Consider the following 11,906-nt stretch of genomic DNA (forward strand, 5'->3'; position numbering starts at 1 on the left):
GTTATATTGCAATGTTACGATGATTTGGTGTTAAAAAAAGCTTAACAGCATTCTTTACTATTTACATTCTCGACAAAAAAGCTATTGAGTTCCTTCTTAATCTCATTCCAGACTGTTTCATTAATACAGTAACATACACTAGTTCCTTCTATATTTCCTTTAATGATACCAATATTTTTCAGCTCTTTCAAGTGTTGTGAAATTGTCGCTTGTGCCAATCCCAATTCTTCTACAAGATCATTACAGATGCAGGCATTTTGTTTAATGATATGTTGCAGTATAGCTATACGGGCAGGATGAGCCAGTGCCTTTAAAATACTAGCTAAATGGTTCTGCTGTTCTGTAAAAATTTCGGTTTTTGTGACACCCATCAGTTTTATAAAAATAAATATATCGCAATATTACGATAATAAATTTAAACAGCAATAATTTTAAAAAAAATTATTGCTGTAGTTGTAATATTAAACTTGGGTATTCCGATGCTATTTATTAGTCATTACTTTGTAGGTAGGATCTTCAATAATATTCACATCAATAACTGTTTCTGCATTTTTAAGTAATTGCCTGCAATCTTGGCTTAAATGACGTAAATGTAGTTTTTTACCTTCCTTGTGATACTTCTCCGTAATTTTATTTAAAGCTTCAATAGCAGACATATCAACTACTTTACTTTCCTTAAAATCAATTACAACTTCATTCGGGTCATTTAGTAAGTCAAATTTTTCAATAAATGCGGCAGTAGAACCAAAGAAGAGCGGCCCAAAAATTTCGTAATGCTTTACACCATCTTCATCTACATATTTTCTTGCACGTATTCTTTTAGCACTCTCCCAGGCAAATACTAGAGCCGAAATGACTACACCAATCAAAACCGCTAAAGCTAAGTTGTGCAATACTATGGTTATAACTGCTACCAACATACCAATAAAAATATCGTGACGAGGCATTTTATTAATAATTCGAAAGCTGACCCACTCAAATGTGCCTATAGCTACCATCATCATCACCCCGACTAATGCCGCCATTGGAATTTGCTCGATTACAGGACCTGCAACCAGAATGATTAATAAAATTGCTATAGCTGCAACTATTGCAGAAAGTCTGGCTCTTCCTCCAGCTCCGATATTCACTAAAGTTTGGGCAACCATTGCACATCCACCCATTCCGCCGAAGAAACCGTTGGTGATATTGGCTATACCTTGCGCCGCAGTCTCACGGTTAGATTGTCCTTTTGTGCTGGTTATTTCATCAACCATATTAAGCGTTAACAGACTTTCAATCAATCCAACCCCTGCCATTACCAAGGCATAAGGGAAAATAATTTCCAATGTTTCCAGACTAAAAGGAATAGCAGGGATATGAAATGAAGGTAAAGAACCTCCTACAGAGGCGATATCAATTACTTTTTTAGTATCGATGCCGAAAAAATATACAATACCAAAGACAACTATTATTGCTACTAAAGATGCAGGAACTGCCTTTGTAAATTTTGGCAATATAAATACGATGGCTATAGTTAGTAATGTCAGTCCAGCCATTAGATAAAGCGCCGGCCCCTGCATCCAACCTTCTATCCCGTTTTCTACAACTTTAAATTGAGCTACCTGTGCCATGAAAATGATTACTGCAAGACCGTTTAAAAAACCATACATTACTGGTTGTGGGATCAGGCGGACAAATTTACCCAGTTTAAAAATTCCTACTGAAAATTGCAGTACACCTGCTAATATAACCGCAGCAAATAGATATTCCACACCGTGTGATGCTGCCAATGCGATAAGTACTACTACCGTTGCTCCGGCTCCCCCAGAAACCATTCCGGGTCTGCCTCCCAAAATTGCAGTAACAATACCCATTAAAAAAGCTGCATAAAGCCCTGTCAAAGGCGAAAGCCCTGCCAGAATAGCAAAGGATAAAGACTCAGGTATCATGGTCATAGCCACCGCAAGACCCGCAAGAATTTCGTTTTTGTAATTAATTTTCTGTTTGAAATCAAACAAATTGATAATTTTCTGCATAAAAATTTATGTTTAAAGTGGTAAAAATGTAAATAGAAAAGTTTGTACACGAAAGCAAAACCTTCGGGTACGACAGAGAAGCCAATAAATTAAAATTGGGAAATATAACAGTTAGCCTAAGATCAAGGCGGAGTAACTTGGGATGATATTTGTACTGTTCTTTTCATTGAGTGGTGCAAAAGTACAATTTATAGTTATTGTACACAATTTAACACCAAAAAAACTAAAAAAAATTGTTTTACAACACAGAATCTTTTCTTTGATGGCTATGTGAAAAGAAATCGTTACTAAATACAACAAATGGGATAATGAATATCCCACGCAAAAACTCGCAACCTGTTTGGTAAAATGTAAGGAAAGGTAATTGTGAAATGGTACATTTTAACAAAGGGGTTGCATCCGCTTTAAACCGCAAAAATGCGTTTCCGACCGAAGCGAGGAATTGCATTTTTGCCCGCCGATTTAGGCTTTTAGGCAACTTTTATCGGGTGGGTGCGGAAATCTTTCAGATTGTGAAAAAATCCTTTGTATTCGGTCATTCCCCTGCGAAACAAGTTCCATAGCAAAGAACAACCCATTTGGGTCAATGATGAATTGATAAACAAATCTTGGTGTTCCAATGCTTCGGCAAGTGAGCAACTTGGCGTGTTATCCTCTTGTTCGGATTGCTTCAGCAATTCGCCAAACTCATCAGTAACAAATGGCAGGCTTGCCACTGTTTGGTATTTCTCTGAATTGGGTTGCTTTATCTCTCCGATAGTAGATAGTATTACTTGTCCTGTATCTTGGCTATTGCCAAAATCCAACCAATATTTTGGCACATCTTGATAGTATCTGCGATAGCTTATTTCTTTAAGAATTTCAGCAACGCCAAACCTCGCCTGTACATTATCCACGCACGTAATAGTAATGATTGCCCTTGCGTCTTCGGGCAATCTGCCGAACTTATCCTTTTCAAATTTTACTGTTTTAGCTTTCCAATTTGTACCTGCCCAACGGTTGCAACGATTGATTAAAGCAACGGATTTGTATAATCCTATTTCACTTTCTGCAAAACGCTGTCTGCCCAAATTGGCACTCGTGATAACATCATCATCCCAAAGGCGGACTTGCAACCCTGCGTGTCCTAATGCTATCAAACTTTCGTTTATTTCCATTAAGGCGGTCAATACTTTTGAGCCTGTACCACCTCCTCCGATAAGGTTTACCGAAATCGGATTGGTAGGATTGAGTAAATAGTTGTCCGTAAAATGAACTGCTGTTTTTGTCGTATTCATCACAATAGATTTTTAAGGGTTTTGTTATTCTTTTTTAATACTTCTTTTGGAAAGGGTTTATCCGTACCGATAAGGTCTTTCCATAGACTTACGATGTTCTTTTTTGTCAAATTTGCACTCAATGAATGACTGAAATAGGAATTGAAAAAATAATGTTCCCACGCTTGCATAAATTCCTCAACCGAAGCAGAATTTTTAATATCAATACTTACCGTACCCATACATACATTGCCCTTTTCGTAGATATTGAAGAAAGGTGCGTAATACAATGGCGTTTTCTCGGTGGGTCTTCTATCATTTGCCAAAGCAAATACGGTAAGACTGTTTTTGTTCGCTAACCAAAGCATTGGCGGTACTTGTGCCATTCCGTTGGGTATGCCCAAACTTTCCACAAAATACAGTTTCCGTTGCTGTGCTTTGGTGTACCAAAGCACAGTACCTTTTTCAGCATTCGGATTGATATGCAGAATATTGGTCGGCAAAATTCCTTTTGGCTTTAAAAAAGCTGCGTTCTTTTCTTCATCGGTCTTTAAAGCTTTTGCCAATACATTGGCTTCTTTTACCGTCAATGGGTGGGCATTGATAGGCGTTCCGTTGCTATCCATATCAAAATGCTCCACATACACATCGGTTTCCGTTCCTTTGGTTTCATAGAAAACCAAAGCGGATTTTGGATAGTACATACTGCCAAAATGGTTTGTTATATCTGTTGTTGTGTTCATTTTTCTATCGTTTTGTATTCGTATAATAATCCACTCAAATCATTCAATAAATCAAACAAACGGTTCTCAAAATCAAGGTCGGTTGTTGGTATTTCGCTTCCGTCAAACCGCTTGGAAATAGTTGGTTCTTCCATTGCTCCGTACTCGTTAAATTCATTGTTGATGGTATCTGAAAGGTTTTCGTATAACCAACCTTTAGTGTCTGCAATAAATGAAATGTATTTTTCCATTCCGATTATTTCATTTTCGTAATCATCATTATAAAGGTCTTTTTCGGGCAATGTGGCGTTTCTGAAAATAGTTGCGTTCGGATATTCTGTACAAAGGGCAAACGCATTACAAGCCACTTGCCAACATTCCTTATCGAACGTATCAACACTTTTAAATCGGTTCAAACGCTGTTCAAATATCTTTAGATTGATGCGGTTGAATAACTTCTGTTCTATCTTATCGCCAATGTATTCGGCTTTTCTCAATTCACGTTTGTTGGTTTCTGTTTCTTCCGTTTCCTCATCCTGTTCCACCCAATCATTCATCGTTTCGTAAAGCCAATACAAATAACTTTCTTCCTGCCTGTAATAGGGAATTAGGACGATGTGGTACAGATAACTGCATACCGACAGTAAAAGTTGTGCGGTCTTTTTACGCTTCGGGTCTTTGAGCATTTTAAACAGTGGCTTAATGGGAATATAGTACAAAGTTGTACCTGTATTGTATCGTTCCTCACTCACAAAATAGGTTTTACCGCTATTCTGTATCAATTTGAAACCATCCCAATTGATATTGGTACGCTTCAATTTAGTTTCCATATCCCACATAGACAATGTTATATTGTAGGGAAACTCAAAATCTTGGGTTTGCATTGGCTCAATGCTGTAATGCTCGGCAAGTCGGGAAAGGGACTTGTAAAAATCCCTCTCCGTTTTCTGACAAGCCTGTACGGATTGTGCTGTTTTCAATTTAGGCAGAAATGTACATTTTAGAATAGCATTGGCAACATTGCTATCGGTACGGATTTCTGTTTGTCTTTCTGCACTTGGTTGGCGTCCTTTGGTCTTTGCATCCAATTGGCGAACTCGCCCAACTGTCGGTGTAACTGCTGTTGTCGTTTCTGTTCGGGTATGTTGATTATTCCCGATATGATATTGCGTTGCATAATTCATCGTTTTAAAATTTTGGTTTAACCTTTCGTACCCATTACGCTCTCAAATTTGTACTCGACTGCATCATCTTTTATCTGTGGTGCAGATGCTTTTGCAGTTGTCAAAATCGGGTACATATTGGCGTAAAAATTCATTACGGCTTCCACGCTCCAACGTGGTTCGGGGTCGGTCAGCCTGATGTCCTGTCCTTTATCTTTGAGTATGAAAACTCGTTCTAACTGTGTTGCTAATAACATAACTTTCTAATTTTTGGGTTAACACTTTTATTCTTCCTCGTCCGCTTCATCAATGGGATAATCGGCAGTAAGTTCTTCCACCTTTGGCGGTTCGGGCGTTGCTTCTTCCATTGCTCCGAAAAGGCTCGGTGTTGCGAACTTGTCGGACAATGATGTTTTGCGTTTGCGTATCTCGTCCGCTTTTTCGGAGAACTCCGTTATATCGGGAACTTTTATCCACGCTTCACGGAATTTGCCCTCTTTTTCCAACTCATCCGCCTTTGCCATTGCATCTTTAAACTTCTTGTCTTTGGCTTCTTTTTCTTTTTTCTCTTTTTCGGTTTTTGCTTTCTCGATTGCCGATTGTGCTTTGGCTTCATCAAGTTGCTTTTGAAATTTTTCCATATCCACCATTAAGCCCGATACCTTTTGTATAGGTGTTGTTATCTGCTCAAAAAATCCCTCGTCAAACTCTTGGGGTGTGGCGTTGAATGTCAATGGGGGAATACCGTTTTTGGCACTATCTCCGCATTGTTCGTTGTTAAGCAATACTGTTACAATTAGGTTGCTTTCTATTCCTTTTGAAATGTTCAGTTGTAAAACTCCTGTAAAGTCCAACTGCTGTATCTGATTGAAAAAATTTGTATTCATCGTTCTTAAATTTTAATTGTTGAAGATTGTTTTTTGATTGCTATCAATTTCTTGTGTATATCCGTCCAATAGGCATTTTGCCTTTTATCGAAGTCTGAAAAACTTTTGTCCTCGTGGCTATATCCTGTATTTCGCTTCGCAATACGGATAGCTTCTTTTAGGTCGGTTACTTCAATTTCGTAACCGTTCAAATCCGTTACTTTCATAGTGTTACAATTTTGCGTTCCAAAAGAGTTTCCAATATCTCATAATCACTTTCGTACTCTTCTCCCTCAAAGTGGTAGAGGTCTGTTTCTTCATCCTGTTCGTAGGCTTCAAAATCATCATCGCCCAAAAATATATCGCTGAGTATGCCATCCCGATAAGTTGCTCTCCCGTAAACAAGGTTTCCCATTTCTTCATAGTCCTGTACAAAATCCACTTGGTAGTATTCTGCTATCTTTTGAATAATTTCAATATTGGGCGACCATTTTGTTTCATATTGAAATTGCCCTTCATCGCCCTCGTTCCAATAGATATTGAAGAAATACCCACCGTTGGTATCTTCCATAAATTCGGGTAGTTGCCCTTCTTCGGTTTTTTCTTCCTTTTCCTTCATTGATTGGAAAAGTTCTTGTATTGCTGTGATTGCTTCGGGAGTTCCCTCGAATACAACCGTGTTACTGCACCAATTTGCCATAATGAATATTTTTAGTAGGCTACCACCGATTAAGGCGGTAGCCTGTTGTTATTTAATTAAGGTTTAGGATTTCCGCACCGTCCAAAGCAAATGCGGTACACAGTTCAAATGCTTTTTGCGATTTCAGTTGGGCAGTACCACCCAATACAATGCTCTGCAATTTGGCTTCGTCATTCTTGTAATTTCTCACGTTCTGATAGTAGCCTGTGACAGCGTTATACGCTCCGAACAAAGTGCCTTTTGTTGTGTCCATTTGTTGTGTATCGCTTATCATTGCGTATGCAAATGCGTCCTCAACGGTATTTTTAAAAAGGGTTGAAATTTCATCTTCCGCACCTTTTTTGATTAAATCAAAGGTTTCCTTATTCGGGCAAAGTGCCAATTGAATTAGCTTTTTTACCTCTCGGTCTGTGACCTTTACTTTTGCCCATTCATTGAAAATTCCCTCTAATTGGTTGCTAAATGTATTGGCAAGTCCCATAATCTTATGGGCATTCTCAACACGTTGTTTTGCTCCCGAAGTGTGTTTGATGCGGACAACATTTGTCATACTGCGTAACGAAGCATTTAAGGTGTTTTGGCAAACAATTCTGATAGGTGTAAATGCGGCTGTGATACTTCCGCTACCATCGTGCGAAGTGGTTAGGAAAATGTATTTTTCCGTAACGTCATCGCCATTCCCAACTCGGATATAGTCGGGTAATTTGGCGGTGATAAAAATACGTTCTCCATTGCCTAACGCTCCTGCGGTTTCATAGAGAATGCCCTCACCACCGCCTACAATAGCATCAAAGAAATTAAAGGCTTCACGGTTTTGTACAATGTGGTAATCCTTGCCAACCACGCCCAATACGGCATTGTTATCGGTGCGGATGTTGGCGAAATAGTTAGGTACTTGTAATTCGCTACTGCCTATCTCTATGCTGTTGGTGGTTTCGATAATGCCCGAACCTTTTGTAAATAGTGGGGATTTTACGACTTCGTAATCTAACCCTGCGTGTTTGATAGCTTCCTCGCTTGTCGGGTACTGTTCTACGATTTGCCCCAAACCGTGCCACGCTTTTTGTTGTACACTAAAAAATGAATAACGTCCTGTTCTCTCGTTGAAATTGATATTATGTGCCATAATGCTTAAAATTTGATGTGAAAAAAATGATTGAATACTCGTTGTTAAAATGGGAGGTCGTCTTCTGTCGTGTTATTGTTTGTGCCTGTGGTAGTTAGTACCGTTTCCTTTTTTTTGCTACCTCCGTGCAATTTGATTTGTGAGGTATGGAAATTCAGACCTGCTCTTGGCTCTCCGTCATTACCTGTCCACGCTCTGGTACTTACTCGTCCCGATAGTTCTACCAAAGTGCCTTTTGTAAGTAGCTTGGCTACATTCGGGGTTATCCAATAGGAGCAGTCGAAATAGGTTGTTTGCTCAATGCGTTCGCCCTGTTTGTTACGGTAGCTGTCGTTGGTCGCTACTGAAAAATTTACTACTTGTTTGTCCTGTGACGTTGTGCGTACTTCCGCATCTCTTGTCAGTCTTCCTGTAATGTTCATGATTTCTACTTTTTTGCGTTATTAATTTTGTTCTGATTTTTCCCTTGATTTATTCGGCAATGAGAGGAGGTGCTGAAGTTTCGTTTCACTCTTTTGCCATTTTCAATGCTGTATTTTTTCATTTCTGACATTTTTTTTATTCGTCTAAAGAGCCGGAGTATGCTTTGTTTCGTTTCACGAGCATAAAAAGGTTAGTGTTTAGCAGGAACAAGGTTTTGTCAAAAAAATACGACCCGAATGGGTGGAGATTTTTTTGCAAATCTGGAAGGCACGACCTTGTTCCTGCGTTAAGAACACGGAAATACCTTTGCTCTTGAAATGGAACAAAACAGCATATCGGTTCTTGAATAAAAATCATGTGGAAGCACGTGAAAAAGGCATTGAGTAAATGGCCTTGTGATTACAAAACCTGCAATTACATTTTGCAGAATTTATAAATTTGGAGTTTAGTATCTTAAAGTATTGTGGCTTTTGGAAGCCACGTAAACGGTACTGAAAAATATTTATTGAGGATATATTAGGAGTTTTTCAGTATGGTTTATTAACTCATCCTGCCAAAGCTCTTTTATTGCATGGGATGGGCGCTGGAGGAATAAATGTGCTTTGAAGATTAGTATAGGCTAAAAAAAGCCGAGGATTATTTACCTCGGCTATCTGTATAATATTATATGCAATTTATTTGGTGACATTGAAAAGTTTAGCCATATAAGCTACGGTAAATTCAAAAACCTGCTGTTTTGAGTATTTAATTAAGTTATTGTCATCACCATTGATAAGACTCTGGATATACCTTTCTTTTTGTAGCACCGGAGCGTCGACACCAAATAGCTTTCTCCAGAACATATCAAACATATCTCGGTAGTATTGTATTGTTTTCTTAACCTTTTCATTGACGATTACCGTATTGAGAAAAACCTTTCTTTCTGCATTGTCAAATATTTTAAAAGCAAAAGATTCTTCGTTGATGTTTATAGCAGAGACAAAAGTTTCTTGTTCATTTAGTCCATGGAAAGGTAGAAATTTTATTGCATCTTCATTCTCGTAAACCTGTATAACAAAATCATTCATGAAGACAATAAAAGGGTTTTTATCATCAGTAAATCCAATGTAGTTTTCTGTATATATCGCGTTTCCTCCAAGAGTTTGGAGATGTGTCACCGAAAGGGGGATGGATGTGTCACCATTTTTTTGGAGGATACTGTGACGTAACTTCTCCTTAAACTCAGGTGAAAACGCCAAAATATCTTCACAGACTGCACTTCTGTACAACTGTATGTGAAAGAAGTTACGAATTGTAACAACATCAGCTTCGCTCACTATTTTGAGACCTGAAAGATCTGCTTGTCGGAAGTGTGGTAGTATGTTTTGAATAAATGGTGTTTCAATATCTGTAAACAGGTTTTCGCAATCACTACAAAATACGTAATCCACTGAAAATGGAATGGATTTCGCATTTTCAATTTCTTCCTCTGTTGGTTTTCTTCCAATTGTAGTCTCGAGGGTCAGCTCATCAAGACGTTGGAAATTAAAGTCTATAAATGGATTGGTATTATCCAGAGCAAAATATAATCCTTTCTCGCGTTCATTACTACCTTCTATGTTAAGACAGGTGCGGATAATTGCATCAGTAAGATAGTGAGTATTCTTTTTGTTTGCTTCGCGTTCAAGACACAGTTTACATAAAGACATAGTTTTTTTGTTTAAAGAATTGTTGTAAGTAAATTTAAAAAAAAGAATTTTATTAAAAGCACCCAGCTTCTCGAAACAAACAAAGCAGGAAATCATCCTGCTTTGTTTAGTAAGCAATAATTCTAAACGAGAACTTCTTTCTCCATTTCTGCAAATGATGCTTCCATTCCAGCAAATTTATGCGATACCAAATCCATATCTTTACTTATTTTCTGGCTTGTAATTTTAGCATAAATCTGTGTGGTAGAAATATTTTTATGCCCCATCATTTTACTAAGGCTTTCAAGTGGTACGCCTTCAGTCAAAAACATTGTTCCAAATGTGTGTCTTGCGGTGTGAAAGGTTACTTTTTGTTCTGTAACAATACCTAATTCTTGAATTAGTTTGTCTATATGGCTGTTACAAATTTTGTTTGTAGGAACAGGAAAAATAGAATCATTTCGGGTGGTACCTTTATATTTTTCAATAATTCGTTTGGGTATTTCCATAAGCCTTACATTAGAAGCAACATCAGATTTCTGTCTTCGGCTTATAATCCAATCGTGACCATCAAAAAAGGATTGTATGTTAGTACTTTTAAGTTGTTTAATATCTATGTAAGATAGTCCTGTAAAACAGCTGAATACAAAAAGATCCTTTACAATTTCATAATTTTGTTTTGAAGGATTGTGTAATAACAGGGATTCAACGTTTTCCTTAAGTAAATAGCTACGGTCATTTTCCTTCATCGATATTTCATAATCTTCAAAAGGATTTTTCCTGATAAGACCGTTTTTGACAGCTATTTCCGCAACACGATAGAGTGGCATAGTATATACCCAAACAGTATTGTGTGTGCACTTTTTGTCTATTCGAAGGAAGAAATCAAACTCTCTGATAAAATCACACGTCAATTCCCTGAACGCCATGTCATCACGATGATACCTGCTTTTGATAAATTCAGCAACGTGGTTATAGACAATTTTGTACTTGTAGTAGGTACTTTCGGAGCGTTCTCCTTGTACTACCATTTTCCCAAAATCATCATTGTTCTTTTTAAATACTTTCAGCAAGGAATCTTCCATAATACCAACACCGAGAAATGCAAGTTTCAGCTTTTGTGCCGTTACAAAACCCTCGTGTTTCAGCATATCTTCATAAAGGGTATCGATACGTGCCCTTATATTATCCAATTTTTGGTTAATACCTAGTGCTTTTGCACTCTTACCTTCAACTCTTCCATACTTTAAATCCCAATTCTTTGGATTGATCTCTAACTTTGTTCCTAAAGTCTTAGGTGTTCCATCAATAGTAATACGTGCCATAATCGGGGCATTACCGTTCTTTTTCGGCTCGTTCTTTTTCAGGTAGAAAAGTAATTTGAACGTAGATTTTTTTGTCTGCTCCATAACTCAAATGTTTAATGTTTAAAATTAAATTGTATTGAGTTACAAGGGAATATGAAAAATAGGGCAAAACACTGAAATATAACCTGTTACATCTTTGATTACCTTTGCTAATCGGTAACGAATTAGTAACCTATCTTTGTATTTTTAAGACCAAAACCTATCAGACACCGAGTTCCAAACTAAGACTACTGTTTTATAAAGCATTGTATATAAACGGTTTTAACCGTTTTGCTTATTTTTGCTTTATACTAATCTTTTTATAGTAAAAAATTCTGAATACAGAACGATTAACGGCATTAAGGTACTTCACATAGAATATAGTGCGAATGTTAAAGGATTAGATTTTGAATATATTGCGAATCTGTATCTTACCAACGAAGGTTATTGCAGTATTTCCACTTACACATATGCCAATCAGTTTGATGCTGATAAAAAAGAAATGGAAAATTTCGTGAACGGCATTGTAAAAGTTGAAAAAGGAAAAGATGTTGTAGAAATTATAGAATCCGGACCTCCACCACCAATGCTTCCTAAAAAATCAAAGTAAAACTAACAT

The 11,906-nt window shown here is 37.5% G+C and carries 14 protein-coding genes; 1 reads left to right on the forward strand and 13 read right to left on the reverse strand.

Translation table 11 applies throughout. The features are described from left to right. Positions 1–41: 41 nt before the first annotated feature. The 13 genes from IW22_RS13600 to IW22_RS13660 all read right to left on the reverse strand — a co-directional run bounded on the left by IW22_RS13600 (position 42) and on the right by IW22_RS13660 (position 11,350). Entirely contained in the window at positions 42–371 is a 330-nt protein-coding gene (locus IW22_RS13600; RefSeq protein WP_002978307.1) for an ArsR/SmtB family transcription factor, read from the reverse strand. A 111-nt stretch (positions 372–482) separates the two neighbouring features. Continuing rightward, positions 483–2,018, reverse strand: coding sequence for a SulP family inorganic anion transporter (locus IW22_RS13605; RefSeq protein ID WP_034727262.1), 1,536 nt, complete (start codon positions 2,016–2,018; stop codon positions 483–485). A gap of 470 nt (positions 2,019–2,488) precedes the next feature. Further along, positions 2,489–3,295: a PRTRC system ThiF family protein gene (locus IW22_RS13610; RefSeq protein WP_034727264.1), complete on the reverse strand. Its 807-nt coding sequence runs from the start codon at positions 3,293–3,295 to the stop codon at positions 2,489–2,491. Further along, positions 3,295–4,017 (reverse strand): PRTRC system protein B, encoded by a 723-nt coding sequence (locus tag IW22_RS13615; RefSeq protein ID WP_034727267.1) that lies wholly within the window; start codon positions 4,015–4,017, stop codon positions 3,295–3,297. Before IW22_RS13615 ends, IW22_RS13610 begins: the two co-directional genes overlap by 1 nt. Next, positions 4,014–5,180 (reverse strand): hypothetical protein, encoded by a 1,167-nt coding sequence (locus IW22_RS13620; RefSeq protein ID WP_034727270.1) that lies wholly within the window; start codon positions 5,178–5,180, stop codon positions 4,014–4,016. The genes IW22_RS13615 and IW22_RS13620 overlap by 4 nt, the downstream gene beginning before the upstream one ends. A gap of 17 nt (positions 5,181–5,197) precedes the next feature. Further along, entirely contained in the window at positions 5,198–5,416 is a 219-nt protein-coding gene (locus IW22_RS13625) for a PRTRC system protein C (RefSeq protein WP_002978317.1), read from the reverse strand. A 27-nt stretch (positions 5,417–5,443) separates the two neighbouring features. Continuing rightward, positions 5,444–6,046 carry a PRTRC system protein E gene (locus IW22_RS13630; RefSeq protein WP_034727273.1) on the reverse strand — a complete coding sequence of 201 codons (603 nt, stop codon included), beginning with the start codon at positions 6,044–6,046 and terminating at the stop codon, positions 5,444–5,446. Between the two features lie 5 nt (positions 6,047–6,051). Beyond that, the gene (locus IW22_RS13635) at positions 6,052–6,252 is read right to left on the reverse strand and encodes a hypothetical protein (protein WP_034727275.1); all 201 of its coding nucleotides are present in this window, start codon (positions 6,250–6,252) and stop codon (positions 6,052–6,054) included. Beyond that, entirely contained in the window at positions 6,249–6,725 is a 477-nt protein-coding gene (locus IW22_RS13640) for a hypothetical protein (protein ID WP_034727277.1), read from the reverse strand. Before IW22_RS13640 ends, IW22_RS13635 begins: the two co-directional genes overlap by 4 nt. Before the next feature lie 52 nt (positions 6,726–6,777). Further along, entirely contained in the window at positions 6,778–7,851 is a 1,074-nt protein-coding gene (locus IW22_RS13645; RefSeq protein ID WP_034727280.1) for a DUF932 domain-containing protein, read from the reverse strand. A gap of 44 nt (positions 7,852–7,895) precedes the next feature. Continuing rightward, complete coding sequence (locus tag IW22_RS13650; RefSeq protein ID WP_034727283.1) at positions 7,896–8,273, reverse strand: single-stranded DNA-binding protein; 378 nt, start codon at positions 8,271–8,273, stop codon at positions 7,896–7,898. Positions 8,274–8,948: 675 nt separating this feature from the next. Next, the gene (locus IW22_RS13655; RefSeq protein ID WP_131401731.1) at positions 8,949–9,962 is read right to left on the reverse strand and encodes a hypothetical protein; all 1,014 of its coding nucleotides are present in this window, start codon (positions 9,960–9,962) and stop codon (positions 8,949–8,951) included. Between the two features lie 122 nt (positions 9,963–10,084). Next, positions 10,085–11,350 carry a site-specific integrase gene (locus IW22_RS13660; RefSeq protein WP_034727288.1) on the reverse strand — a complete coding sequence of 422 codons (1,266 nt, stop codon included), beginning with the start codon at positions 11,348–11,350 and terminating at the stop codon, positions 10,085–10,087. A 238-nt stretch (positions 11,351–11,588) separates the two neighbouring features. Here IW22_RS13660 and IW22_RS13665 point away from each other — a divergent pair, with 238 nt between their 5' ends. Further along, a complete protein-coding gene (locus IW22_RS13665; protein ID WP_051891232.1) occupies positions 11,589–11,897 on the forward strand; it encodes a hypothetical protein in 309 nt (102 codons plus the stop codon). Positions 11,898–11,906: the final 9 nt, after the last annotated feature.

This window comes from Chryseobacterium sp. JM1, from assembly GCF_000737715.1.
Lineage (GTDB): Bacteria > Bacteroidota > Bacteroidia > Flavobacteriales > Weeksellaceae > Chryseobacterium.